The organism is Streptomyces sp. YGL11-2 (assembly GCF_050054615.1).
Classification (GTDB): domain Bacteria; phylum Actinomycetota; class Actinomycetes; order Streptomycetales; family Streptomycetaceae; genus Streptomyces.
Genome location: NZ_JBNHIN010000030.1, coordinates 12,674 through 37,281, shown reverse-complemented (window position 1 = coordinate 37,281; position 24,608 = coordinate 12,674). Strand labels below are relative to the sequence as shown.

Genomic DNA, 24,608 nt, shown 5'->3' with positions numbered 1-24,608 from the left:
GTGCGGTTCCGGGCCCGGAACCGGCCACCGCGCCGGACGGGAGCCGGACGTGGGGTCGGTCACCGTATGCCGGTCACGGTGGACTGATCCGCGGGAATACTGCAATATGGAGCGTCGTTAGCACTCAATGAGTGAGAGTGCCAGGAGGAAGTCAAGTGCCGACCTACCAGTACCAGTGCACCGCGTGCGGCGAGGGCCTTGAGGCCGTGCAGAAGTTCACCGACGACGCGCTCACCGAGTGCCCCAGCTGCAACGGACGCCTCAAGAAGGTGTTCTCCGCGGTCGGCATCGTCTTCAAGGGCTCGGGCTTCTACCGCAACGACAGCCGCGGCTCGTCGTCCAGCAGCAGCCCCGCGAAGAGCTCCTCCTCGTCGACCGGCTCGGCGTCGTCGTCCGACTCCTCGTCGAGCAACTCCTCGTCGAGCGGTTCCTCGGACAGCAAGCCGTCGGCCGCGGCGACCGCCGGCACCTCGGGCTCGGCAAGCACCAGCTCCGCCGCCTGACCTCCGCTTCTCCGGACCCCGCCACCCCCGCCAGAGGGGGCCGACGGGGTCCGCTGCGTTCGGGGCGCCGGGCGGGCGTCCCGGCGTTCCCGCGGTCCGCCCCCGGCCCGGCACCGCGTCCGACGACGCCCGATAGTGTGACCGGCATGGCTGACGCGGAGATTGGCGTAATCGGCGGGTCGGGGTTCTACTCATTCCTCGACGACGTGACCGAGATCACGGTGGACACCCCCTACGGGCCGCCGAGCGACTCCCTGTTCCTGGGTGAGATCGCCGGCCGCTCCGTCGCCTTCCTGCCCCGGCACGGCCGCGGGCACCACCTCCCGCCGCACCGCATCAACTACCGCGCCAACATGTGGGCGCTGCGCTCCCTCGGCGTACGGCAGGTCCTCGGCCCGTGCGCCGTCGGCGGCCTGCGCCCCGAATACGGGCCCGGGACCCTCCTGGTCCCCGACCAGCTCGTCGACCGCACCAAGGGCCGCGTCCAGACGTACTTCGACGGCGAACCGCTCCCCGACGGCAGCGTCCCCAACGTCGTGCACCTCACCTTCGCCGACCCGTACTGCCCCACCGGCCGCCAAGCCGCCCTGACCGCCGCCCGCGGCCGCGACTGGGAACCCGTCGACGGCGGCACCCTCGTCGTCATCGAGGGCCCCCGCTTCTCCACCCGCGCCGAGTCGCGCTGGCACGCCGCCCAGGGCTGGTCGGTGGTCGGCATGACCGGCCATCCCGAAGCCGTCCTGGCCCGCGAAATGAGCCTCTGCTACACCTCGTTGACGCTGGTCACCGACCTGGACGCGGGCACCGAGACCGGCGACGGCGTCTCCCACGAGGAAGTTCTCAAGGTCTTCGGCCAGAACATCGGCCGGCTCCGCGAAGTCCTCTTCGACACGGTCGCCGCCCTCCCCGAGAACACCGCTCGCGACTGCCCGTGCACCGACGCCCACCAGGGCTGGGACCTGGGCATCGAGCTGCCGTAGCGGCGGAGGATGCCGGGGGCCGGGAGGCGCCCGGGGAAGCCGGGGCTCCGGCCCCGGCCCCGCCCGCGTGACTGGTCGGCCGGGTGACGGGGGCAGCCCGGTGGAAGGAGGGCGGAGGCAGCCGATTAGCCGGGGGCAGCCCGGTGGGCGGGTGACGGAGTTGTCCACCATCCTGGGGCTGTCCACAGCCCGGAGCGGGCGGCGGCGGAATGCGGCACGGTGATGTTCACCGGGCCCGAACGGCGGGTCCGGGAAGCCGATTCCCCACCGCAGGCGGTGATCACCATGCCCCGTCCGTCCCCCGACCCACATGTCCCCACCCTCGATCCGGCAGCCACCCCTCCGCTCCTCCCGGCTCCCCCGCTCCCCACTCCCCCGCGATGTGAAGTGCCGCACTTCCCGCCGGTACGGGTGGCCGGCGCCCGCAACCGCTGGCAGCGGGCCCACCGCCGGCGCCTGCTCACCGCCGCCCTCGCGATCACCGCGGCAGCACTGGCCACCGGCGTATCGAACGGGCCCGTACGAGCCGCCCCCGCGCCCGCCTGCCCCGCGGCGCCGGCACCCGCCGGAGGTCGGTGATCATGTCCGTCGCACCGGTTCCGCCCAAAGATCGAGTGGCGTCCCCGCCCGACGCACGGAAAACTTCTCCGAGTGGCGGGGCACCCGCGCACCTCTTACGAGAGCGCGTCCGCACCACCGATACCGACGCCGCTGTCGGCACCGCCGACCCCCTCGCCGTCGCGATCGCCGAACCGACGACCGACGCGACGGCGGCTGCCATCGCCCCCGGGACGGCCGTTCCGGACGCCGCACGACGAACCCCACCGCGGGCTCATCCACCCCCTACGGCGCACCGTCCCACGGCCCGTCCCCGCACGAACCGCGGCCGTATCGCCCGGATCCGCACTGACGCGCCGGTCGATCGCCGGTTCGTGTTGCGCGGTTGGACATCCCTGCCCCGCCCTGCCGTAAGTTGCGGTGCCGATCGTCGGTGCACCGTCCCGAGCAAGCGTGGAAAGAGGCTGTCAGGTGAGCGAGAAAAAGGGCGAGAACAAGGGCGTCCTCCAGGGATTCAGGGAATTCCTGATGCGAGGCAACGTCATCGAACTCGCGGTGGCGGTCGTGGTCGGTGCGGCGTTCACAAGCATCGTCACCTCGGTGGTCAAGGGCGTCATCAACCCGATCGTGGGCGCGCTCGGCTCCAAGAACCTCGACAACTACCAGGCGTGCCTGACCACCTGCAGCGTGGACAAGAAGACCGGCCAGTTCACCGACGGCATCTACATCCTGTGGGGCTCGGTGCTCAGCGCGGCGCTCACGTTCCTGATCACCGCGGCGGTCGTCTACTTCCTCATGATCCTTCCGATGAACCGGTGGAAGGCCCGCCAGGACGCCAAGAAGCCGGTCGACGGCACCCCGGCGGCCCCCACCGAGATCGAACTGCTCACCGAGATCCGCGACGCCCTGGTCGCCCAGCGCAACGGCACCTCCACAGCACCGGGCGCGGCCTCGGCGGCGGGCACCATCATCAGCCAGAAGACGCAGCACTAGCGGGCGCTACGACCGGCACACGCCGCCCCGTCGCCTCGCTCAGAGGTGATGGGGCGGCTTTTCGTCGAGGAAGCGGGCGAGATCGGCCGCGCTGTCCCTGGACGCGGGGCGCTCCCCCCAGCCGCGGTCGGTGTCGTCCGAGGACTGCCGGCTCAGCGGATCGTCGAAGATCAGAGCTGCCGCACCCCGCGGCGCCGGACGCACCCCGGGCGCGCTCGCGGAAGCCGGCGTAGGGGCCTCGGCCTGGGTCTCGGCCTGGCTCTTGGCCTGGCTCTCGGCCTGGCTCTCGGGCGCTCCGTCCGGGGAAGCCGTTTCGGGTTCGGGCATGGTGCTCACCCCCTCAGGGTACGGGCGAGGAGAACATGGAGGACCGAGCGGCCGCGGGGGGGCGGGAGCCGCCGTGCGGGGAGTGAAGTCCCCTGCGGGGAGAGGAGCGGGTCCGCTGTGCAGGGAGCGGGGTCCGCCATGGGGGAGCGGCATCCGCCGTGGGAGGAGCAGGATCCGCCGGTGGTCCGTACGGACCACGGTGGTGGGCTTCGGTGCCCTCCGCGCCCTCGGAGCCGCCTAGACGCCCCTGTCGTGGGTGGGTATCGGGTGCGGGCGATTGACATTGTGCGGACGGGTCGGGGGCCCGTGCTCGGCACGGTTCCGGCTGACGGGGCGGCTGCGGTCGGTGCCGGGGAGGGGATGGGGGTGGTGCGAGCGATGGTGATCGCCTGGGCGGTCGGACATGGGGCTCGGGCTTTCTGGTGGGCGGGGGCGGGGGCGGGGTGAACGGCTCCTGGGGGGTGGGAGGGGCGGGGGCGGGCCCCCGGGGGCGAACTCCGTGGCGAGTCGGCTGCCGTCCTTGGCGTGAGGGACCACAGGGCTTGGACCATGGGCGGGCCTGGACCACCGGCAGTGCTTGGACCACGGGCGGGGCCTGGAACACGGCAGGGCCTGGACCACAAGGGAGGAGGTCACGGCCGCGAGCACGAGGCCGTGGAGCTTCATCCGGCCGAGGAGACCGAGGAAGGCCCGGCAACCCGACAAGGCGGGGAAACCCACGGTGGCCCGGGAGCCGTGGCACGCCAGGGAGCCCAGGCGAGTCGCGGAGGCCGTCCGGGGTGGGTTGGTGGGGGCCTTGCGGGGGCCCTCCCCGGAGAGCAGAGGGCGCCGACCGCGTCGCAAAGAGCCGCGGGCAGCCAGGGCGAGGGCACCGGCCGGGCGCCGCAGCGGTACCGGATCGTGCGGCCGAAGCCGGCGGCGGAGGGGCGCAAGGCGTAGGCGCCGCCGGAGACGAGGAACAGGAAGGGGAAGGGGAAGAAATGAGCAACCGTCGAGACGAAGGAGGCGGCGGCGCGGGGCGCGGTGGCCGCGGAGGTCTCGGCGTTGGGGGGCGGTGGGGCGCCGGCGTTGTGCGGTGGGGAGCTGCCCGGGGAGGAAGCGGCGGTCAGCGGGGGTGCGAGGGCCGTGGCGACGAGGGGTGCGCGGGTGGCCGACCGGGTTTGCGGTGGTATTTCCGCTGCCGGTTGGGCCGGGGCAGGGGGTGCCGGCGGGGCGTCGTCGGTTGGCTGTGGCACGGGTCCCACGTTAGGTGAGTTTGATGCGAATAGCCCCTTTTGCGAGTTAGGGGAGTGAGGGTGCGGAGCACGGAGTGAGGGGTGAGGAGGTGCGGAGTGAGGGGTGAGGAGTGTGGGCAGGGGCGTGGGGGGTGGCCTGCGGCGGCTCAGCCTTCGGCGAGTGCCTCGTGCCACCACTTGTCGCGCCCCGGCTGCCAGGACACCGGCCGCGAGCAGCGGTTCACCACCAGCACGGTCCGCCGCTGCCGGTTCGCAACCGTGGCCGTGCCCCGTGCCAGCGCGTGGTCCAACACCGCCTTCACCGGGCGTACCGCGCCGTCCCAGAACGCGGCGTCGGCGGTGATGAGCACCCGTGCGTCCGACTCCCGGGTGCGCGCGACCAGTTCGGGCACCGTGAGCGAGACCGGAAGTGTGGTCCGTATCGCGTCCAGTCGACCGCAGGCGAGGGTGGCGATCACCGACTCGGGCACCAGCGGCAGATGCACGGCGACCTTGTCGCCGGCGCGTATGCCGAGTCGGGCGAGCGCGGCTGCCGCCCGTTCGGCCTGGTCCAGGAGCATGCCGTGTGTCAGCTCCTCCAGGCGGCCCGGCTCCCCGTTCCAGGTGAGGGCGATCCGCGACGCGTCCCGGTCTTGCACTTCCGGGGCGTCATCTGCATGCTCTGAGGTCACACGGCGCAACATGCTGATCAGCATGGAGAACAGCGATCAACGATCGCTGAACGTCCGCTGTACGGTGGCGTGTCCGGGCGCCGCCGCGGCTGCGCGACGTATCGACGTCGGCTGACGCCGCTCCTTCGCGCCTTCGCCGGCCCGTTTTCGCGCCGCCCCTTCGCCCGTTTCCTTACTCGCGCCCCGCGGCAGCGTGCGCCGGCTGACCGGCGCCGCGGGTGGGTCCCTGAGGACCTCCCGCCTCTTCCTGCCCCTCTCCGGTGCACTTCATCCCCCTCGTCTCGCATTCCTTCACGCATTTCGCATCCCTTCGCGCGTTTCGCATCCCTTCGCGCGTTCCTTCCTCCTCGTGCTTCCGTACGTGTGAAAGGCGGACCCCGTGCCCGTACTTCCGGACAACGGCCTGCCACCGCGGGCCCGTTGGGCGCTCGCGGCCTTGGCGACCGGTTCCTTCTGCGTCCAGTTGGACTCCTTCGCACTGAATCTGGTGCTGCCGGTGCTCCGTGCCGACCTGGGAGGTCCCGGGGGCGGGGGTGGGGGCGGGGGCATGGCGACGTGGGTGGTCAGCGGCTATCTGCTGGCCGCCGGGGCGCTGATGCCGGTCGCGGGGCGGCTCGCCGACCTCTACGGGCGGCGGCGGATGCTGGTACTGGGAGCGGTGCTCTTCGGTGTGAGCGCCGGTCTCTGCGCGGTGGCGCCCTCGATGGCGTTCCTGGTGGCGGCGCGGGTGGTGCAGGGTGCGGGCGGGGCACTGATCATGCCCGCCGGACTGGCGCTGCTCACCAACGCCTGCCCGTCGGGGGGCGGGCGGCGGGCGACCGGGCGGGCGCTGGGGCTCGCCGGTCTGGGCACCGTCTGCGGCCCGTTCGTCGGGGGCGCGCTGGCCGGGGCCGCGTCCTGGCGCGCCGTTTTCTGGCTGACGGTGCCGCTCGCCGCGGCCACCGCGCTGTGCGCCCGCCGGGCGACCGAGTCGCGGGACGCGGCTGCCGCGGGCCGGCCGCTGGACGTCGCCGGCGCGGTCACCGCGACCGGCGCCCTGGTGTGCCTGGCCGGGTTGCCGGAGCACGGGGCGGGGTGGGGCCGGGTGGGCGGGGCGCTGCTGCTGGGCGCGCTGTTCGTACGGGCCGAGCGGCGCGCCCCGGCGCCTCTGGTGGACCTCGGGCTGTTCCGCAACCGCCCGTACGTGGCGCTGACGGCGGCCGGTGCGGTCGCCAACTCGGCGACGGTGGCACTGCTGTACGTGGTTCCGACGGCGCTCCAGCAGGGGCACGGGTGGTCCGTGCCGGCCGCCGGGGCGGCGTTTCTGGCGCCGGCCGCGGCGCTGGCCGTCGGGGGCCCGCTGGCCGGGCGGGTGCGTCCCGGGGCGGCCGTGCCGGTGATGGCGCTGTGCCTGGCCGTCTCCGGGGGCGCGTTGTGGGCCGTCGGGTCCGTCACGGGTACGCCCGCGCTGCTGGCGGCCTCGACGGGGGCCGCGGCGGCGCTGGGCGTGGCGGGCGCACTGGCTCTGACGGGCACTCAGGCGGTGGTGCGCCGGGAGCGCGCGGGCGAGGCGTCGGGGGTCACCAAGGCCGTGCTGACGGTGACGGCGGGACTGGGGCTGTCCCTCATGGGGACAGCCGGGTGGACGGCAGGGGTGACGGGGACAGCAGGGGTGACGGGGGCAGCGGTCGGCGGCGCGCTGCCGTCGCCCGCCCCCGCATCGCCCGCCCCCGCGTCGCCCGCCCTCGCCTCGTCCGCCCTCCCGTCGCCCGTCGTGCCGGCGGCGGCGTGTGTGGTCGCGGCGTGTGTGGTCGCGGCGGTAGCGGTGGCGCCGGCGGGGCGGACGAAGCGGTGACGGGACCTGGCCGGCCGCCACCCGGAACACGTCCCGGCCCCGCCCCCGGGCCCTCTCCCGGTCCCGCCCGTCGCCGCATCACCCCGTCGCCGCATCACCCCAACACCCCGTCACCCAGCCCCCACCACCCCGCATCCCCCCGCCACGTCGCTCACCTCGTCGAAGCCCCGGGCCTCCAGCAGGGCCGCCGCGATCACCGACCGGTTTCCGCTGCGGCAGTAGAGGACGACCGGGCGGTCCGGGTCGAGTTCGTCGATGCGGTCGGGGAGCGCCGCGAGCGGGATGTTGCGGGCGCCGGGCAGCGCGCCCGCGGCGTATTCGGCCGGGTTACGGACGTCGATCAACTGGCCGCCGTCCGCGGGGTCCAGGGGCAGTCGCCCGAGGAGTTCGTCGATCCGTACGCGGTGGCTGCGGCGGGTGAGCTGTGGCGCGTCCGCCAGTACCCGTGCCGGGTCGGGGAGGTGGCCGAGGACGCGGTCGTAGCCGATCCGGGCGAGGCGGAGGCGGGCTTCGTCCTCGGTGCCGGGGTCGGCGAGCAGCACGATGGGGGTGCCGGGGGCGACGACGCTGCCGGCGTACTCCGCGAACCGGGTGTCCAGGCCGGTGTGCAGCGAGCCGGCGAGGTGGGCGCGGGTGTAGGCGGCGGGCGGGCGGCAGTCGAGGAGGACGGCGCCGTGGTCGTCGCGGGCGGCGAGGGCCTCGTCCAGGGTGAGGGCGGCCGGGGGTGCGGGTTCCCGCAGGGGGTGGCCGTCGCGGTTGAGGGCCGCGTCGTGGGCGAAGTAGCCGGGTGTGGCGGGCTGTTCGGCGGTGACCAGGCGGACGAACTCGGCCTGCGGCATGGGCTGGAGGGCGTAGTTGAGGCGGCGCTGGTCGCCGATGGTGGAGCTGGTCTCGGTGGACAGGCTGCGTCCGCAGGCCGAACCGGCGCCGTGGGCGGGGAAGATCCGGGTGGCGTCCGGGAGGGTCAGCAGTTTGGTGTGCAGGGAGTGGTGGAGCCGTACGGCCATGTCGTGCGGGGAGTGGCCGGCGGTGGAGAGCAGGTCGGGGCGGCCGACGTCGCCGACGAAGAGGGTGTCGCCGGTCAGGACGCCGAACGGTACGGCGTCTTCGGGGTTTTCCCGGACGACCAGGCAGATGGACTCGGGGGTGTGCCCGGGGGTGGTGAGGACGGTCAGGGTGACCCCGGAGCCGTCCGCGAAGCCGTCCGCGGCACCTTCCTCCGAGGCGTCCCCGGAACCAGGTCCGGTGCCGAGGAAGATGCGTTCGCCGTCGCGTAACCGCCTTATGGGGAAGCCGGTTTCGGCGGCTTCGCCGAAGGCGATGTCGGCGCCGGTCGCCCGCGCCACCTCCAGGTGACCGGAGAGGAAGTCGGCGTGGATGTGCGTCTCGACGACGAGTTCGATGCGCAGGCCGGCCGCGTCGGCGTCGGCGAGGTATTCGTCGATGTCGCGGCGTGGGTCGACGAGTACCGCGCGGCCGGTGTTCTGATCGCCGATCAGATACGACGCCTGGGACAGGCAGTCGAGGTAGTACTGCGCGAAGTGCACGGTCGGCCTCCTGGGGGCGCGGTGCCCGTGGGCGGTGGGTGGCGGATGAATGCACCGTGCAGGCCGACGCGTTGTGCGGATGCACGGATGTACGTACATTAAGTATCCGGACGGCGGGCGACAAGCCGAGCCCTTCCGCGTCCGGATGGTGGGCGACAAGCCGGGCCGTCCCGCAACCCCCTGGCAAAGGAACCGACATGACGACCGAGCCCGAGCAGCCGGGCGCGCACGGCCGACCTGACCCGCACGGCCCGCGCCCTCTGGACCGGCGCTCGCCGCTGCCCCTCTGGGCGCAGCTCTTCGCCGATCTGCGCCGCCGGATGGAAGTCGGCGCGTTCACCGAGGAGTTCCCGGCCGAGCACCGGCTGACGGGCGAGTACGAGGTCAGTCGGCACACCGTCCGCGAGGCGCTGCGCAGGCTGCGCGCCGACGGCCTGGTGATCGCCGAGCGCGGGCGCGCCAGCCGTCTGGACACCCGCCGCATACAGCAGCCGCTCGGCTCCCTCTACAGCCTCTTCCGCGAGTTGGAGGGCCAGGGCGTGGAGCAGCGCAGCGAGGTGCTGCGGCTGGAGCGGACCGCGGACGGTACGGTCGCCGGCCATCTGGGGCTGGTCCCCGACGCGCCCCTGGTCGTACTGGAGCGGCTGCGGCTCGCGGACGGCGACCCCCTGGCCCACGACACCACGTATCTGCCCGCCGAGGTCGCCGAGCCCCTGCTGGACGCCGACTTCGGGCACACCTCCCTCTACGGGGAGTTGTCGGCGCGCTGCGGGGTGAAGGTCGACGGGGGGCGGGAGCGGATCGCCCCGTTCCTGCCGGACATCCGGCAGGCGTGGCTGCTCGGACTGGCCGACCGCGAGCCGGCGTTCGCCATCGAGCGCGTCGGGCGGGCCGGGGAGCGGCCGGTGGAGTGGCGGGAGACGGTGGTGCGGGGTGACCGCTTCACGTTCGTCGCCGAGTGGTCGGGCGACAGCCGGGCCGTCGCGCTGGCGCCGCGCGCGGCGTGTCCGTCCGCGTAGCCGCCGTGTCCGTCGTCATAGCCGTCACGGCGCTGCCCTGCGGCCTGCTGATCGGTCTGCTGCTGGGTGCGCTGGGCGGCGGCGGTTCGGTGCTGGCCGTGCCCGCCCTGGTCTATCTGCTGGGCCAGTCGCCCCATGAGGCCACCGCGGGCGCCCTGGTGGTGGTCGCGGTCGGCGCCGTCACCGGCCTGGTGTGCCACGCCCGCGCGGGCCGGGTCCGCTGGGCGGCCGGCGCGACGTTCGGCGCGCTGGGGACGGCGGGCAGTTACGCCGGCTCGCGGTGGAGCGCGGCGCTGGACCCCAAGGTCCTGATGGCGGCGTTCTCCGGGCTGATGCTGGTGGTGGCGGCAGGGATGCTGCTCCGGGGTGTTCGTGGGGCGCGGGGATCAGGGGGCCCGCGGGAGGCCGGGGAGACCCGGGAGACCCAGGAGACCCAGGAGATGAGTCGGCCCCGGGGAGCCCGCATGGCGCAGGGCGTACGGGAGGCGGGGCATCGGTCGGGGGCCGTGCCCTTATGGCACCGGTCCCACCGCTCCCGCCGCTCCCCCGGGGCGCCCGGCACCGTTCCCGCACCGGCCGCCGATGCCCGCGTCGCGCCCACCGCCCCCGTAACGCCCGTCGCGCCCGGCACGCCCGCCCCCCACGCCACCGCGCGTCCCCTCCGAACTGCCGTGACCGCGTCCTCCGTGGGGCTGCTCACCGGATTCTTCGGGGTGGGCGGCGGCTTCGTCGTCGTACCGGCCCTGACCCTCGTCCTCGGGCTGGAGATGCCGGTTGCCATCGGCACCTCGCTGCTGGTGATCCTCATCAACTCGGCGGCCGCGCTGGCCACTCGGGCCGGTGCCGGCTCGCTGGACTGGCCCCTGCTGGCCGCCCTCGCGGCCTGCGCCGCGGCCGGCAGCCACCTCGGCAACCGCCTCGCCGCCCGCCTCCCCGCGCAGACCCTGACCACGGCCTTCGCCGCGCTCGTCGCCGTCCTCGCCGTGACGATGGCGGCCACCACCGTGCCCGACCTCTGACCCCGATCCCCCATCCCTCATCACCCCCAACCCCCATCCCCTATAAGCCCGCAGGAGAGAGCCATGACCCACCCCGCAGCCGAACCGGCCCCGTCCGCCGCCCCCGCGGCCGGAACGACGGCCTCCGCCCACCACCAGATCCTGATCATCGGCGGCGGTACCGCGGGCATCACGGTCGCCGCCCGTTTACGCCGCGCCGGCCTCCGCGACATCGCGCTGCTGGAGCCCTCCGACACGCACTGGTACCAGCCGCTGTGGACCCTGGTCGGCGGCGGCCAGGCACCGCTGCGCGCCGCGCTGCGCACCGAGGCGGAGGTCATCCCGCCCGGCGTGCGCTGGCTGCGCGAGCGCGCCACCGCCGTCGATCCGGCGGCCCGTACGGTCACCACCGCCACCGGCCGGGTCCTGTCCTACGGGCGGCTGGTCCTCGCGCCGGGCCTGAGCCTCGACTGGGACGGCGTGCCGGGCCTGGCCGCGGCCGCCGGGCACGACGGGGTGAGCAGTAACTACCGTTCCGATCTCGCCCCGTACACCTGGGAGTTGATCCGCCGGATGCGGCGCGGCACGGCGGTGTTCACGATGCCGTCGGGTCCGGTCAAGTGCGGTGGCGCCCCGCAGAAGATCGCGTATCTGGCGGCGGACTACTGGCGCAAGCGCGGTGTGCTGGGCGCGATCCGCCCGGTCCTCGCGCTGCCGGAGTCCTCCCTCTTCAAGGTGCCGGTCTTCGCCCGCGCGCTGGAGCAGACCGCGCGCCGCTACGGCATCGAGGTGCGGCTGCAGACCGAGCTGACCCGCCTGGACGGCGCGGCGCGCGAGGCGGAACTCACCGATCACGCCGCCGGTACGGCCGAGACGATCCGCTACGACCTGCTGCACGCCGTCCCGCCGCAGCGCGCCCCCCGGTGGCTGGCCGACGGCCCGCTGGCCGACCCCGCGTCCCCCTACGGGTATGTCAAGGCCGACCCGCAGACCCTCCAGCACCCCGACTTCCCGGAGGTGTTCGTCCTGGGCGACGTCGCCAACCTGCCCACCTCCAAGACCGGTGCCGCCATCCGCAAGCAGGCCCCGGTGCTGGTCGGCAATCTCCTGGCGGGCCTGCGCGGGCGCCCCGCCACCGCCCGGTACGACGGGTACACGTCCTGTCCGCTCGTCACCGCCCGCCACAAGATGCTGCTGGCCGAGTTCGACTACGACCTGCGCCCCGCGCCGTCGTTCCCGTTCCTCGACACCACCCGCGAACGCACCGACATGTGGTTCCTCAAGCGCTACGGCCTGCCCCAGCTCTATTTCCAGGGGATGCTGAAGGGCCGGGCCTAGGCGAGAAGGGCGGCCGCGCACCGGCGCCGGCCCCCGCGCGGCAGAGCCCGCACCCGTAACCGGGTGCGGGCCCTTTGCCACCGCCGTCCGTCAGGCGGCCGCCGCCACCTCCCCCACCACGCACCCCACGTTGTCCGGGGCGCCCGCCTCATGGGCGTGGCGGACCAGTTCCGCCACCGCCTGCTGCGGGGTGGCCGCGCCGGCCAGCACCTCCTGGATCGTCTCGGTGGGTACGACGCCGGCCAGGCCGTCGGTGCACAGCAGATAGCGCTCGCCGGGGTGCGCCTCCAGGAGCTGGAGGTCCGGGGCGAAGTCGACACCAGCGTCCAACGACCGCAGCAGCAGGGCGCGTTGCGGATGCGAGGCGGCCTCCTCGGGGGTCAGCCGGCCCTCGTCGATCAGGGACTGGACCACGCTGTGGTCGTGGGTGACGCAGAAGAGCCCGGAGTCCCGCAGCACGTAGGCGCGGGAGTCGCCGATGTGCAGCAGCCCCAGCCGCGAACCGGAGCGCAGCAGGGCGGTGAGGGTGCTGCCGGACTCCTCGGCGGCCGGCGGGGCGGCGCGGTGGGCGCGACGGGCCGCCTCCTCCAGCACGGCCGTCAGGTCGGCCGAGGTCAGGTCCTGGTCCTCCAGGGCCTTCAGCGCCTCGACGGCGGCGGTGGCGGCCGGGCCGCCGCGGGGGCCGTAGCCGTCGGCGACCGCCAGCAGGCGCGAACCGGCGTACGCCGCGTCCTGGTTGGCGGGGCGGACCAGCCCCCGGTCGGTCAGGGCGGCGACGCGCATCGTCAGCGGCGCCGAAGGGGTCTCGGGTGCGGTCATGGCGGTGTTCTCCCTCTCCAGCTGGTCGACGAGGAAGGCGGCCAGGTCCCGGCGGGCGGCGACATCGGCCTCGACCTGCGCCCAGTACGCGGCGACCGCGAGGGCCGCCGCGCCCGGTGCCAGCTCGCACACCTCGCGGATGCGGGCCAGCGGCATGCCGAGCCGGCGCAGCCAGGCGACCAGCCGCGCGCGCTCCAGCTGGGCCGGGGCGTAGTGGCGGTAGCCGCTGTGCGGGTCGACGTGGACGGGGGGCAGCAGTCCCAGCTCGTCGTAGAGGCGCAGCGCCTTCGGCGAGAGCCGGGACGCCCGTGCGAACGCCCCGATCGTCAGCAGCTCCCCGTCCATGCGCCCCCCGTCCGCGGGCCCGGCCGCCGCGGCTCGCCGGGACCGTCCGTGTTCCTGGTGGTTCCTCGTACCGGGCTCCTCGCCCGGCGCCACCGATGCTGGGGCTTCCCCCAGGGACAAGGTCAAAGGGGGACACCCCGGTATCGGTGACACCGCGGACCGGGCCCCGTGCCGGCCCGTGGAGGACCTCCTAGGGACGTTCCAGTTGGTTCAGCGCCGCGGCCGTCAGCGCCTGGACGCCCATGGTGAGCGTGGGCTGCACGACCGGGACGAAGTGCGGTGAGTGGTTGGAGGGGATGTCCCGGGAGAGCCGCCCGGCCGCCAGTGCGGTGTGGAACTCCTCCGGGTTCCAGCCGCCCAGCCACCAGTAGTACAGCGGCGCCTCGGCGGCGGTCGCCAGCAGTCCCGCGTCCTCGCTGCCGGTCGCCGGCGCGTACGCGAACACCCGCTGCTCGCCGAAGAGTTCGGCGAAGCCCTCGTTGACCTTCCGGAGCGTGACGGCGTCGTTGACGGTCACCGGGAAGGAGTCCAGCACCACCGTCTCCGGCTCCCGCCCGGCGCCGGACGCCGCCGCCTCGGCGCGCGCGATCCGGTCGATCGCGGCCAGCACCGCGGACCGCACCGCCTCGTCGAAGCTGCGCACGCTGAGCCGTACGACGGCCCGGTCCGGGATCACGTTGGCGGTGTCCCCGGCGTGGAACGAGCCGACGGTGACCACCGCCTGCTCCTTGGCCGCGATCTCCCGCGCCACCACCGACTGCACCCGCTGCACGAACGCCGCCGCCATGAGGATCGGGTCGACGGTCGTCTCCGGCCGCGAGCCGTGGCCGCCGGTGCCGTGGAAGGTGATCTCCAGGCTGTCGGCCGCGGCCATGCAGGCCCCCGGGCAGTAAGCGATCAACCCCGCGGCGAACGGGGCGACATGCTGCGCCAGCACCACGTCGGGCTTGGGCACCAGCTCCTTGCTGTAGAGGCCGTCGTCCAGCATCGCGCGGGCGCCGCTGCCGACCTCCTCGGCGGGCTGGAAGACGACCACCAGGGTGCCCGACCAGCGGTCGCGGCCCGCCGCGAGCAGATCCGCGGCGCCCAGCAGGCAGGTCACATGGACGTCGTGCCCGCAGGCGTGCATCCGGCCCGGGACCGTGGAGGCGTACGGCAGCCCGGACTGCTCGGCCACCGGCAGCGCGTCCATGTCGGCCCGCAGCAGGACCACCGGGCCCGGCCCGTTGCGCAGCACGCCGGCGACGCCGGTGACGCCGATGCCGGTCGTGACGTCGTAGCCGTACGCGGTCAGCCGGCGGGCGGCCTCCGCGGCCGTACGGGTCTCGTGGAAGCCGAGTTCCGGGTGCCGGTGGAGGTCTTCGTAGAGCGCCACGAGGTCCGCGAGGCGGGCTTCGAGCGGTTCCAGGACGGAGGCGGGAAAGGACGGGCCACTGTTGTCGCTGCTGTCACTGTCGCTCATACCGCGCATTCGACCACGGGCCGCCGCCGCGGTCAGCCCCCGTCTCGCTCCGCGGCACGTCCGCGTCCCGGCGGGCGCCTGGCCGGATCCGCCCTCGGCCGACCGGAGTTGGCGGATTGCCACCCCTCGCCCCGTGACACCACCGCCCCCGCCTGCAACCGTGGATCACCACGCCTGCGACCGTGCAGCGACGCATGGCCGAGCCGACGACCGGAGGCTGACGTTGGCCATTCCACCGACCCAGCCGGCGGGCGAACCCGCCGACATCGCGACCCACCTCATGGACCAGGCCATGGGGCATCTCCTCTCCGCAGCGCTGCGCACCGCCGCCCAGTACCGCATCGCCGACCACCTCGCCGCGGGCCCGCGCACCCCCGAACAGCTCGCCGCCGCCACCGACACCCACGCCCCGCACCTGCGCCGCGTGCTGCGCTACCTCGCCGCCCGCGGCATCTTCCGCGAGGACGCCTCGGGCGCCTACCAGCTCACGCCGGCCGCCAGACCGCTGCGCACCGACGTCCCCGACTCCCTGCACACCGCCGTGCTGCTCACCACCGACGACCTCTACCTGCGCACCTCGGCCGGGCTGCCCGAGGCGGTACGGGACGGGGGCGCGGCCTTCGAGCGGGTCTTCGGCGCGCCGCTCTTCACGCATCTGGCGTCGGATCCGGCCAAGCGGGAGCTGTTCGACGACGGCATGGCGGCGCTGGCCGCCCCGGTGGACGAGGCGGTGGCCGCCGCGTACCCGTTCCCCGAGACCGGGACCGTCGTCGACGTCGGCGGGGGCCGCGGCGGGCTGCTGCGGGCCGTGCTGCGCCGCCATCCGCAGCTGACCGGCGTCCTCTTCGACCAGGCGCCGCCGCTGGCGCACCACCTGCTGGACTGCGACGACCTCAAGGGCCGCTGGCAGACCCGGGAGGGCGACTTCTTCACGGCGGTCCCCGAGGGCGGCGACCTCTACGTCCTCAAGCACGTCCTGCACGACTGGCCGGACGGCGCCTGCCGCCGCATCCTGCGCAGCTGCCGCGCCGCGGCGGCCGCCGGCCGCCGCCTCCTGGTCGTCGACTGCGTGCTGCCGCCCGGCAACGCCCCGCACTTCGGCAAGACGATGGACGTCGTGACGCTGGCGCTCCTGGACGGCAAGGAGCGCAACGCCGACGACTTCGCCTCGCTGCTGTCGGACAGCGGCTTCCGCCTGACCCGGGTGCTGCCGACGCCGGCGTTCCCCTCCATCGTGGAGGCGGTCGCGGAGTAGCGGGGCGGCCGCCGCACGGTGACGCGGCGGCGGCCATGGAGCGACGCGGGGTGTGGCGCGGCAGGCCCGCGCGGCACCCCATGCGCACGACACGCCGCGTCACCGTATCGCCGCCGCTCCCGCCGGCCCGCGCTGTACTGATCCCACCCCACTGGAGGCGCCGACGAGAGGTACTGGCCTGACGTGACGGTCCTGATGCGTGAGCGCAGCCGGGATGAGGCGCATCGCGCCGCCACCCCGCTGGAGCTGTTCTTCGACCTCTGCTTCGTCGTGGCGATCGCCCAGGCCGGCCGGCAGCTGGTGCACGACCTCGCCGAGGGGCACCCCGGCCACGGCATCGTCGGCTACCTGATGCTGTTCTTCGCCGTCTGGTGGGCGTGGGTCAACTTCAGCTGGTTCTCGTCGGCGTACGACACCGACGACGTGCTGTACCGGGTGGTGACCCTGGTCCAGATCGCCGGTGTGCTGGTCCTCGCCGCGGGCATCCCGCGCGCCTTCACGGCCGGCGACTTCCACGCCGTCTGGTTCGGCTACCTGGTGATGCGGCTGGCCATGGTCACCCAGTGGCTGCGCGCCGCGCACGGCGCGCGGGGGACCGAACGGCGCACCGCGCTGCGCTACGCAGCAGGTGTGACGGCCTGCCAGATCGGCTGGCTGGCCCTGCTGTTCCTGCCCGCCGGCGACGCCCCCTGGGTGTTCGTGGTGATGGGCCTGCTGGAGCTGTCGGTGCCGGCGCTGGCCGAACGGGACCGGCGGACGAGCTGGCATCCGCACCACATCGCCGAGCGCTACGGCCTGTTCACCATCATCGTGCTGGGCGAGACGGTCTCGGCGGCGACCGTGGCGGTGCAGTCGGCGCTGGACGCGCACCGGGAGCCGGGCGTGCTGCTGCCGATCGCGGCCGGCGGTCTGCTGCTGGTCTTCGCCGCGTACTGGATCTACTTCGCGGTCCCCATCCACCTGCACCTGCACCTGCACTCCAACCGCCAGGCGTTCCTCTGGGGCTACGGCCACTACCTGGTGTACGGCTCGGCCGCGGCGATCGGCGCGGGCATCGAGGTCGTGGTGGAGGAGTCGGTCGGCACGGCGCACCTGTCGGCGTTCGCGGCGGCCGCCTGCGTCACCGTGCCGGGCGCGCTGTACATGGCCACGGTGTGGCTGATCCACTCCCGGCACCAGAAGCGCGGCCCGGCCCAGCAGCTGGTGCTGCCGGTGGCCGCCGTGCTGGTCCTGGCGTGCACGTTCGCCGGGCACGGGGCCGTGCCGGCGGCGGGTGGGGTGGCGGCGGCCGCGGTCGCGGTGGGCGTCACCCTGACGGCCCGACAGGGCACTGCCCTGGAGGAGGAGTAGCCGACCGCCGGTCGGCCGATCCCGGTCACGGACGCGAGGGGCACCGGCCCGTCGCGCCGTCCCCCTTTCGCGTGCCGAACGGCCGTACGCGGCGCCCGCCGCCACGGGGCACGGGCACGGCACGTGACGAACACGACACGGCTGTCCGCCCGATCCTCAACTCGTCGCGCAATAGCGGCACTTGGCACACATTCCGGCCATCTTCGGAGAGCGCCGCGACACCGCCCCCGCGGGCGCCTGTGGGCAACACCACTCGCCAATCCCCCCATTCCCCCACCAAAGGCCCCGCCGGTTCACGGCGGCATCCTCGTGCCCTCTACCGTTCACCTGGATCCGCGGAAGCGGCACCACGGGAACGCGGTAGGGTGCAGATTGCCCTTTTTATACCTGGGCTGCCCGCGGATCCGCTCCTTGGACGGCTCACGGGCCGTTCACCCGTCCGCACCTGAGGAGACGCCAGACATGGCCGCCCGCCACGCTCAGTCCCGCGCGCGCAAGAGACTGTCCCGGCGCAGCAAGGCCGTGAGCGGCCTTGCCGTCTCCACACTCGTCGGCACCGCCCTGTGGGCCTGGCCGGCCTCGGGCGACGACCACAACAGCCGGCCCGACGCGAAGAGCGGCGCGCTCCAGACGGTGGCCGGCCCGCACACCATCGCCGACCGGCACACGGCCCCCGATACCGGCGGCCTGCGCGCCATCCCGGAACTGAGCGACGCCACCCGCAAGCGCATACCGGCCGACACCCGCCAGGTCCTGGTCGTCACCGGCAAGAGCCCCGACTCCTACGACTCCCGGGTCGTCCTCTACACCCGCGAAGACGGCGCGGACATCTGGGAGCCCAGCCCCGTCTGGACCGCGCACAACGCCGCACACGGCTGGACTGACGACCACCGCTACGGTGATCTGCGCTCCCCCCAGGGCGTCTACACCCTCACCGACGCCGGCGGCCGGCTCCCCGCCCCGGCGGGCACCAAGCTCCCCTACGACCACAACGACAGCTTCGTCGCCCACGGCACCGGCGTCGAGGGCGAGCCGCTGGCCGGCGCCTTCGACTACGTCATCGCCATCAACTACAACCGCGTCCCGGGCTCCTCCCCGCTCGACGGCCGGCGGCCCCTGGGCGACGCGCGGGGCGGCGGCGTCTGGCTGCACGTCGACCACGACGGCCCCACCCAGGGCTGCGTCAGCCTCAAGCCCGACGTGATGCGCCAACTGCTGCGCACCCTCGACCCGGCGCTGCACCCGGTCGTCGTGATGGGCCCGGCCGGCCACTGACCGCGCGGCGCATGGTACGCATTCCCCATGACCGACGCCCGGCAGCACCAGGAGGGCGGGGGCGCACCGCACCCCCGGGGACCGCATGACGCACTGACCGACGTCCACGGCCTGCGGGTCGGCCACGCCCAGCGCACCGGCGACGGCTGGCTCACCGGCACCACCGTCGTCCTCGCCCCGGAAGGCGGCGTCGTCGCGGCTGTCGACGTCCGCGGCGGCGGTCCGGGCACCCGGGAGACCGACGCCCTCGACCCCCGCAACCTCGTCCAGCGCATCGAGGCCGTCGTCCTGACCGGCGGCTCCGCCTTCGGACTTGACGCCGCGTCGGGTGTCGCCGGCTGGCTGGAGGACCGGGGCCGCGGCTTCCGCGTCGGCCCGGACCCCGCCCAGGTCGTCCCCGTCGTCCCCGCCGCCGCCCTCTTCGACCTGGGCCGCGGCGGCGTGTGGCGGGCCCGCCCCGACGCCGCCCTGGGCCGCGCGGCAGCCGAGGCCGCCGCCCGTACGGCCCCCGGATCCCCCGTCGCCCAGGGCAACACCGGCGCCGGCACGGGCGCCGTCGCGGGCGGCCTCAAGGGTGGCGTCGGCACCGCGAGCGCGGTCCTGCCCTCCGGTGCCACCGTCGCCGCGTTGGCCGCCGTCAACGCCGCGGGCTCCGTGGCCGACCCCCGCACCGGAGCCCTCTACGGCCGCCTGTACGAGGCGGGGGACGCGCTCCCCGCCCCCGACGTCCACGCCGCCGCCCAACGCCGCCTGGCGGACGCCAAAGCGGCCTCCGCGGCCCGTTCCGCCGGCTCGGTCCGCCCGCCCCTCAACACCACCCTCGCCGTGGTCGCCACCGACGCCGCCCTCACCCGCGCCCAGGCCCACAAGCTCGCCGGCAGCGCCCATGACGGCCTGGCCCGCGCCATACGCCCGGTGCACCTCCTCGCCGACGGCGACACGGTCTTCGCCCTCTCCACCGCCGCCCGCCCGCTCACCCTGGAGGAGGGCCCCGCCGACCCGGCGTTCGGCCCGCACCTGGAGGCCCTGGCGCTGGACGAAATCCTCGGGGCCGGCGCCGACGTGCTCACCCGGGCCGTCGTCAACGCCGTACTGGCCGCGGACTCGGTGGACGGCCCCGGCGGCGTCTTCCCGTCGTACCCGGACCTCTACGGGGCCTGACCCGGCGGCCGGGACCGGCCCACCGGCGGCGGCGCCGGCCGGGTCCCGCCGTCACACCCCGGCCGCCCCCAGCAGCGCCCCCGCCGCGTACGTCACGCCCATCGCCAGCGCACCGCCCGCCACATTGCGCCCGATCGCGCGCCCCACGGGGGCCGCCCCCAACCGGGCGCTCCTCCACCCGCACAGCGCCAGCGCCGCGAGCACCGCCACCACCGTGATCCACAGCCGCTGCCCGGCCCCAGGAAGCACGATCGCCAGCAACGGCAGCAACGCCCCCACCGTGAAGGCCAGGAAGCTCGCCCCCGCCGCGTGCCAGGGGTTGGTGAGCTGGTCGGGGTCGATGCCCAGCTCAACTTCCGCGTGCGCCCGCAGCGCGTCGTGCTCGGTGAGCTGTTCGGCCACCTCCCGGGCCAGCTGCTGACTGAGCCCCTTGCCCTCCAGCAGCTCGGTCAGCTCGACGAGTTCGGCCTGCGGCTCCGCCGCCAGCTCGCGCTTCTCCAGCGCCAACGCGGCCTTCTCCGAGTCGCGCTGCGTGGAGACCGACACGTACTCGCCGGCCGCCATCGACAGGGACCCGGCGAGCAGCCCCGCGAGCCCCGCCGTCAGCAACGCGCCCCGCGCATCGGTCGCCCCGGCGACGCCGACGACCAATCCCGCCGTCGAGACCACCCCGTCGTTGGCCCCGAGGACCGCCGCCCGCAGCCAGTTGAGCCGGCCGCCGAGCCCGGCGCCGTGCGCCTCGTCGTGATCCGGTGTCTGAAGACTCACCGGCCGAGCGTCTCATCCGCCGCCACCGCCTCCCGCCCGACGCCCCCGCGCCGCCCCGAATTGGCCGGTGGTAGAAACGGCCGTATGTCCGCATCGCCGCCCCCCTCCCATCCTCCGTCACAGCCGGGCCCCCAACCCCCGCCGCCCACGCTGGTCCAGCCGCCCCCGCGCGAGCCGGCGCCCGCCCGGCGCGAGCCCGAACGGCGCCGCCGGCTGTGGTGGCACCGGCTGATATTCGGGCTCTGGTACCGGCCGGTGGACGTCTTCGACGAGGCCCGGGACCGCAGCGCATGGAGCGCGGCGGCGCTGCTGTGCCTGATCAGCGGCGGTATCGGGATCGTGTCCGTGGACGCGTTCCGGGCGCAGTGGGCGGCCGACCGCACGGCGGCGCTCCAACTGGCCGGCATGGCCGAGGCGGGCGTGCTGACGGCCAGCCTCGCCCTGGGGGCGGTCACCCACGCCATAGCGCGGACGCTGGGCGGCAACGGCCGTTTCGCGCCGACCGCGAGCCTGTTCATCGTGCTGTTCTGGGTGACGGACCTGCCGCGGTTGGGCATCGCGTCCTGGCTGCCGGCGAGTTCCACCTTCGTCCAGGCCGCGACCTGGACGACGTGGGGGTTCGGCTACTTCCTCGCGGTGCTGCTGATACGTGGTCAGCACCACCTGCCGACCCACAAGTCGGCGGCGGCGGTGTCCGTCCAGATGCTGGCGTCACTGGCGTTGCTGAAGCTGGGCCCGGTGCGCTGAGCGGCGGCCGGCCCGCCCGGCGCGCCGGGCGGGCCTCAACTGCGGCTGGTGAGCTGCCGTACGAGCCCCTCGAACGCCTCCCGCTCGGCGGCGCTCAGCTCGACGCTCTCCGAGGCCGGCCCGCCGGGCCCGGTCTGCCGGGGCACCGAACCGAGCAGGTCCCGCGAGCGGCGGGGCGCCGGCCGCCCGGCCGCGTCCTCGTGCTCGTCCCGCCGCGTCAGTCTGACCAGTCCGACGGTCCACAGGACCACGACGACCAGAAGCACGCCGAGGCCGATCTGCTGCAGAATCGAAACGGAGGGGGGCATGCTGTTCCTCCCGAACGGGTGGGCGCTGGCAAGGCCAGTAGACACCAATCCTCAGGGCTTCCGACAGGGATCTAGGGACTTACGTCCCTAAGTGACACATCTCCTATGACATTTCCTCTCATTCCCGACACCAAGTGTCTGCCCCATACCCCGCGTCCCCACACTCCCCGCGGCCCCCGCCCCGCGCACCCGCACACCATCGGCCGCACCGGCGCACTCCCGCCCGTCGCGTCGGACACCACGAACCCTTCTCCCGGCCGACAGGCACCGCCAACACCGGCGGCACTTCGCCCGCGACGTGCGGAGCACGCCCGAGCCGCGGCCGACGCCGCCCCGCCCCGGCCTGGGAGCCGCCGTTCACCCCCGACGGCACCACCGCGTACCGCGACGCCGCTGACGTCCGCCCATCCGGCCACCGGCCGCCCCCCGGGCCCGATGGGCAACCGCCACCCGAGCACCGCCCCATACGGGACGCCGGCCTGCCGGGGCGGGCCGCCGGGCGTGGCGGTGGGGAACGACCGGCAGTCCCGTGCACCGGCGGACGCGCCGGGCGCGCGCGGGTTGGCGGACGACGCCCACTTCCGGCACCCCCCGGTCGGCGACGGGCGGATCCCCCAAGTCGGCAGCCCGCTGCGCCTGTCGAGCACCCCTGTGACCCAACCCGCCGCCCCAACCCGCCTGGACGAACACGGCACACCACTGCGAACCTGGCTATCGAGGCCGACCGACCCCTCCCCCCAAGAATGTGACCTTCGTCACAACCTTGCCGCACCCGCAACCAAATCCACCCGTAGGTGCTGTTTACCAGCACGGAATCACAACACCCCTGTATGGAGCAGCTCGTGACATCGCCGGACAACTCCGCGCCCGCCCAGTCCCGCACCCCGCACCAGCCGCTCCATCCCTCTGAGCTGCGGGATGCCACCGCGCCGCGCCGCGCCCGCCGGACGCGCCGCACCCTGGCGTTGACCGCACTGCTCGCCGCGGGCGCACTGTCCCTGTCGGCGTGCGGCGGCAACGCCGAGGCCGGCGGGCACGACGGCAAGAACGGCCAGGCGGGCGCCGACGCCGCGGCCGCCAAGGACGCCTCCGACGCCAAGATCCAGGTCTCCTCGAAGGACGGCGCCACCGACGCCAGCATCAACGACACCGGGGTGAAGGTCACCGGCGGCAAGTTGACGAACGTCAAGCTCACCGCCGTCGACACCGGCAAGGACGTCCCCGGCGCCATATCGCAGGACGGCACCTCCTGGAAGCCCGACGCCCACCTGGACCGGGGCACCAAGTACAAGATCACGGCGAACGCGAAGGACTCCAAGGGCCGTTCCGCGACCGAGAACGCGACGTTCTCCACGGTCTCGTCGGCCAACAGCTTCATCGGCTCCTTCACGCCCGACAACGGCAAGGCCGTCGGCGTCGGCATGCCGGTGTCGTTCACCTTCGACAAGGTGATCACCAACAAGAAGGACGTCCAGTCCCACATCACGGTGACCTCCAGCAGTGGCCAGCAGGTCGTCGGGCACTGGTTCGGCTCCCAGCGCCTGGACTTCCGGCCGCAGGACTACTGGAAGGCCGGCTCCAAGATCACCATGAAGATCGACCTGGACGGGGTCAAGGGCGGCAAGGGCATCACCGGCGTCCAGTCCAAGACGGCGTCCTTCACCATCGGGCGCTCGCAGGTCTCCACGGTCGACATGAACACCCAGACCATGACCGTCCAGCAGGACGGCAAGACCATCAAGACCATCCCGATCTCCGGCGGCAGCGCCGACCACCCGACCTACAACGGCCAGATGGTGATCTCGGAGAAGTTCGAGCAGACCCGGATGGACGGCTCGACGGTCGGCTTCGGCGGCGAGTACGACATCAAGGACGTGCCGCACGCCATGCGGCTGTCGTCCTCGGGCACCTTCATACACGGCAACTACTGGGGCGACCCGTCGGTCTTCGGCCACTCCGGCACCAGCCACGGCTGCGTCGGCCTCCAGGACAACAAGGGCGGCGGCGGCGACACCCCGGCCAAGTGGTTCTACTCCAACTCGCTGGTCGGCGACGTCGTGATCGTGAAGAACTCCAAGGACAAGACCGTCCAGCCCGACAACGGCCTCAACGGCTGGAACCTCTCCTGGTCCCAGTGGCAGGCGGGCAGCGCGGTCTGACGCGCCCCGGCGGGCGACCCCGCCGACCTACGAGGCGGTGGCCGGCTCCTCAGGGGGCCGGCCACCGCCTCGTCGCGTACCGCACGACACCGGACAAGTGCCCGCTGATCAGTGCGTACTTGCCGCACGGTGGGTGGCCTCGGCGACTGCCGCCGGTGCTGCCGCCCCCGGTGCGTCCGGCGACGGTGTGCGCAGGCCCTTGAGAAGGACGACCAGGCCGGTGCCGGTGCCGGCAGCGGTGCTGGCGCACCGGCGAGGAGGTACAGACGGGGCAGGGGGCCGAGCGGGGGGGCGCCGCCGAGTCGCGCTCCGCGGCGTAGCGGGTCATAACGTGCCGTTGCCGTACGGCACTTGGGTGCGGTCGGGGCGTACGGCTGCCCCGTCCGCGGAAGGCGCCTACCGGACCGGGGCGCGCACCGCGTGGCCCCGGCCCGTCATGGTCCCGGCTCCACGCGCTCGACCGGTTCCGTCAGCACCCGGTCGCGCGGCACCTCGCCGGTCACCGTCACCGCCGCCGACGCGAGATCCGCCGGCGTCGGCATCAGGCTGCCGGGCGGCTGGACGGCAGCCGCGCCGTGCGCGACCGCGGCGGCCAGTGCGGCCACGCCGCTGCACTCGGGCGCCGGACCGCGCGGCAGGCTGCCGCAGCAGGCGATCCAGTCGGCGCCCGCGGAGCGCCCGCCGACCGCCGCCAGCAGCGCCTCGGACTCGTCGGCGGGCATCAGAGGACGGGCATCGGGGGTCGTCGTCTGCCCCCCTCTCCCTCGGGCAACGGCCCGGGCGCCCTCACCGGCCCCGGACACCCTCACCGGCACGGGTGCTCTTCGGCGGGACAACCGAGCCCCGACGGCACAACGGAGCCCCGACGCCGCAACGGCACCGGGGCTCGCTCTCCAGATATGCCGACTCGGGGCAGGCCGACCGGGGGCGGGCCAACTCAAGGGCACGCCGACCAG

22 protein-coding genes are annotated in these 24,608 nt (G+C 74.2%); 14 read left to right on the top strand and 8 right to left on the bottom strand.

Annotated elements, in window-relative coordinates:
- The first annotated feature begins 155 nt into the window (after positions 1-155).
- From ACO1BR_RS28695 to mscL, 4 genes are all read left to right on the top strand, one after another.
- On the top strand, positions 156-503 hold the full coding sequence (locus ACO1BR_RS28695) for an FmdB family zinc ribbon protein (RefSeq protein WP_426797999.1): 348 nt from the start codon (positions 156-158) through the stop codon (positions 501-503).
- A 146-nt stretch (positions 504-649) separates the two neighbouring features.
- On the top strand, positions 650-1,483 hold the full coding sequence (locus tag ACO1BR_RS28690) for an S-methyl-5'-thioadenosine phosphorylase (RefSeq protein WP_426797998.1): 834 nt from the start codon (positions 650-652) through the stop codon (positions 1,481-1,483).
- Between the two features lie 285 nt (positions 1,484-1,768).
- Positions 1,769-2,062, top strand: coding sequence for a hypothetical protein (locus ACO1BR_RS28685; RefSeq protein WP_426797997.1), 294 nt, complete (start codon positions 1,769-1,771; stop codon positions 2,060-2,062).
- A 450-nt stretch (positions 2,063-2,512) separates the two neighbouring features.
- Positions 2,513-3,034 carry a large conductance mechanosensitive channel protein MscL gene (gene mscL / locus ACO1BR_RS28680; RefSeq protein ID WP_426797996.1) on the top strand — a complete coding sequence of 174 codons (522 nt, stop codon included), beginning with the start codon at positions 2,513-2,515 and terminating at the stop codon, positions 3,032-3,034.
- Between the two features lie 39 nt (positions 3,035-3,073).
- Here mscL and ACO1BR_RS28675 read toward each other — a convergent pair whose 3' ends face one another.
- The gene (locus ACO1BR_RS28675; RefSeq protein WP_426798050.1) at positions 3,074-3,361 is read right to left on the bottom strand and encodes a hypothetical protein; all 288 of its coding nucleotides are present in this window, start codon (positions 3,359-3,361) and stop codon (positions 3,074-3,076) included.
- 1,381 nt (positions 3,362-4,742) lie between these two features.
- The gene (locus tag ACO1BR_RS28670; protein ID WP_426797995.1) at positions 4,743-5,267 is read right to left on the bottom strand and encodes an AMP-binding protein; all 525 of its coding nucleotides are present in this window, start codon (positions 5,265-5,267) and stop codon (positions 4,743-4,745) included.
- Positions 5,268-5,646: 379 nt separating this feature from the next.
- On the opposite strand from ACO1BR_RS28670, the gene ACO1BR_RS28665 reads away from it, so the two are divergent.
- Entirely contained in the window at positions 5,647-7,101 is a 1,455-nt protein-coding gene (locus ACO1BR_RS28665; RefSeq protein WP_426797994.1) for an MFS transporter, read from the top strand.
- Between the two features lie 110 nt (positions 7,102-7,211).
- Here the strand turns inward: ACO1BR_RS28665 and ACO1BR_RS28660 are convergent, their stop codons facing one another.
- The gene (locus tag ACO1BR_RS28660) at positions 7,212-8,648 is read right to left on the bottom strand and encodes an MBL fold metallo-hydrolase (RefSeq protein WP_426797993.1); all 1,437 of its coding nucleotides are present in this window, start codon (positions 8,646-8,648) and stop codon (positions 7,212-7,214) included.
- 197 nt (positions 8,649-8,845) lie between these two features.
- Between ACO1BR_RS28660 and ACO1BR_RS28655 the strand changes: the two genes are divergently transcribed.
- From ACO1BR_RS28655 to ACO1BR_RS28645, 3 genes are all read left to right on the top strand, one after another.
- The gene (locus tag ACO1BR_RS28655; RefSeq protein ID WP_426797992.1) at positions 8,846-9,667 is read left to right on the top strand and encodes a GntR family transcriptional regulator; all 822 of its coding nucleotides are present in this window, start codon (positions 8,846-8,848) and stop codon (positions 9,665-9,667) included.
- Positions 9,668-9,672: 5 nt separating this feature from the next.
- The gene (locus ACO1BR_RS28650; RefSeq protein WP_426797991.1) at positions 9,673-10,686 is read left to right on the top strand and encodes a TSUP family transporter; all 1,014 of its coding nucleotides are present in this window, start codon (positions 9,673-9,675) and stop codon (positions 10,684-10,686) included.
- 63 nt (positions 10,687-10,749) lie between these two features.
- The gene (locus ACO1BR_RS28645; protein WP_426797990.1) at positions 10,750-12,003 is read left to right on the top strand and encodes an FAD-dependent oxidoreductase; all 1,254 of its coding nucleotides are present in this window, start codon (positions 10,750-10,752) and stop codon (positions 12,001-12,003) included.
- A gap of 90 nt (positions 12,004-12,093) precedes the next feature.
- Here ACO1BR_RS28645 and ACO1BR_RS28640 read toward each other — a convergent pair whose 3' ends face one another.
- Complete coding sequence (locus tag ACO1BR_RS28640; protein WP_426797989.1) at positions 12,094-13,167, bottom strand: MerR family transcriptional regulator; 1,074 nt, start codon at positions 13,165-13,167, stop codon at positions 12,094-12,096.
- A gap of 190 nt (positions 13,168-13,357) precedes the next feature.
- On the bottom strand, positions 13,358-14,629 hold the full coding sequence (locus ACO1BR_RS28635) for an amidohydrolase (protein ID WP_426797988.1): 1,272 nt from the start codon (positions 14,627-14,629) through the stop codon (positions 13,358-13,360).
- A gap of 223 nt (positions 14,630-14,852) precedes the next feature.
- Here ACO1BR_RS28635 and ACO1BR_RS28630 point away from each other — a divergent pair, with 223 nt between their 5' ends.
- The 4 genes from ACO1BR_RS28630 (at position 14,853) to ACO1BR_RS28615 (ending at position 19,670) form a co-directional block, all read left to right on the top strand.
- Positions 14,853-15,884: a methyltransferase gene (locus ACO1BR_RS28630; protein WP_426797987.1), complete on the top strand. Its 1,032-nt coding sequence runs from the start codon at positions 14,853-14,855 to the stop codon at positions 15,882-15,884.
- Positions 15,885-16,067: 183 nt separating this feature from the next.
- Complete coding sequence (locus ACO1BR_RS28625) at positions 16,068-17,234, top strand: low temperature requirement protein A (RefSeq protein ID WP_426797986.1); 1,167 nt, start codon at positions 16,068-16,070, stop codon at positions 17,232-17,234.
- Between the two features lie 462 nt (positions 17,235-17,696).
- Entirely contained in the window at positions 17,697-18,509 is an 813-nt protein-coding gene (locus tag ACO1BR_RS28620; protein ID WP_426797985.1) for a L,D-transpeptidase family protein, read from the top strand.
- Between the two features lie 27 nt (positions 18,510-18,536).
- A complete protein-coding gene (locus tag ACO1BR_RS28615) occupies positions 18,537-19,670 on the top strand; it encodes a P1 family peptidase (protein WP_426797984.1) in 1,134 nt (377 codons plus the stop codon).
- A gap of 51 nt (positions 19,671-19,721) precedes the next feature.
- Here ACO1BR_RS28615 and ACO1BR_RS28610 read toward each other — a convergent pair whose 3' ends face one another.
- Positions 19,722-20,438 carry a VIT1/CCC1 transporter family protein gene (locus ACO1BR_RS28610; RefSeq protein WP_426797983.1) on the bottom strand — a complete coding sequence of 239 codons (717 nt, stop codon included), beginning with the start codon at positions 20,436-20,438 and terminating at the stop codon, positions 19,722-19,724.
- A gap of 84 nt (positions 20,439-20,522) precedes the next feature.
- Between ACO1BR_RS28610 and ACO1BR_RS28605 the strand changes: the two genes are divergently transcribed.
- Entirely contained in the window at positions 20,523-21,185 is a 663-nt protein-coding gene (locus ACO1BR_RS28605) for a YIP1 family protein (protein ID WP_426797982.1), read from the top strand.
- A gap of 35 nt (positions 21,186-21,220) precedes the next feature.
- Here the strand turns inward: ACO1BR_RS28605 and ACO1BR_RS28600 are convergent, their stop codons facing one another.
- Complete coding sequence (locus ACO1BR_RS28600) at positions 21,221-21,493, bottom strand: hypothetical protein (RefSeq protein WP_159503314.1); 273 nt, start codon at positions 21,491-21,493, stop codon at positions 21,221-21,223.
- Positions 21,494-22,323: 830 nt separating this feature from the next.
- Between ACO1BR_RS28600 and ACO1BR_RS28595 the strand changes: the two genes are divergently transcribed.
- Complete coding sequence (locus tag ACO1BR_RS28595) at positions 22,324-23,652, top strand: L,D-transpeptidase (RefSeq protein ID WP_426797981.1); 1,329 nt, start codon at positions 22,324-22,326, stop codon at positions 23,650-23,652.
- 434 nt (positions 23,653-24,086) lie between these two features.
- Here ACO1BR_RS28595 and ACO1BR_RS28590 read toward each other — a convergent pair whose 3' ends face one another.
- The gene (locus ACO1BR_RS28590) at positions 24,087-24,374 is read right to left on the bottom strand and encodes a hypothetical protein (protein WP_426797980.1); all 288 of its coding nucleotides are present in this window, start codon (positions 24,372-24,374) and stop codon (positions 24,087-24,089) included.
- Positions 24,375-24,608 lie beyond the last annotated feature (234 nt).

What these genes read in the sequence shown, in the direction of transcription:
- ACO1BR_RS28690 (WP_426797998.1), top strand. Translation starts at nt 650, where the DNA reads ATGGCTGACGCGGAGATTGGCGTAATCGGCGGGTCGGGGTTCTACTCA.
- ACO1BR_RS28685 (WP_426797997.1), top strand. Translation starts at nt 1,769, where the DNA reads ATGCCCCGTCCGTCCCCCGACCCACATGTCCCCACCCTCGATCCGGCA.
- ACO1BR_RS28675 (WP_426798050.1), bottom strand. Translation starts at nt 3,361, where the DNA reads ATGCCCGAACCCGAAACGGCTTCCCCGGACGGAGCGCCCGAGAGCCAG.
- ACO1BR_RS28655 (WP_426797992.1), top strand. Translation starts at nt 8,846, where the DNA reads ATGACGACCGAGCCCGAGCAGCCGGGCGCGCACGGCCGACCTGACCCG.
- ACO1BR_RS28645 (WP_426797990.1), top strand. Translation starts at nt 10,750, where the DNA reads ATGACCCACCCCGCAGCCGAACCGGCCCCGTCCGCCGCCCCCGCGGCC.
- ACO1BR_RS28640 (WP_426797989.1), bottom strand. Translation starts at nt 13,167, where the DNA reads ATGGACGGGGAGCTGCTGACGATCGGGGCGTTCGCACGGGCGTCCCGG.
- ACO1BR_RS28635 (WP_426797988.1), bottom strand. Translation starts at nt 14,629, where the DNA reads ATGAGCGACAGTGACAGCAGCGACAACAGTGGCCCGTCCTTTCCCGCC.
- ACO1BR_RS28620 (WP_426797985.1), top strand. Translation starts at nt 17,697, where the DNA reads ATGGCCGCCCGCCACGCTCAGTCCCGCGCGCGCAAGAGACTGTCCCGG.
- ACO1BR_RS28615 (WP_426797984.1), top strand. Translation starts at nt 18,537, where the DNA reads ATGACCGACGCCCGGCAGCACCAGGAGGGCGGGGGCGCACCGCACCCC.
- ACO1BR_RS28605 (WP_426797982.1), top strand. Translation starts at nt 20,523, where the DNA reads ATGTCCGCATCGCCGCCCCCCTCCCATCCTCCGTCACAGCCGGGCCCC.
- ACO1BR_RS28600 (WP_159503314.1), bottom strand. Translation starts at nt 21,493, where the DNA reads ATGCCCCCCTCCGTTTCGATTCTGCAGCAGATCGGCCTCGGCGTGCTT.
- ACO1BR_RS28595 (WP_426797981.1), top strand. Translation starts at nt 22,324, where the DNA reads ATGGAGCAGCTCGTGACATCGCCGGACAACTCCGCGCCCGCCCAGTCC.
- ACO1BR_RS28590 (WP_426797980.1), bottom strand. Translation starts at nt 24,374, where the DNA reads ATGCCCGCCGACGAGTCCGAGGCGCTGCTGGCGGCGGTCGGCGGGCGC.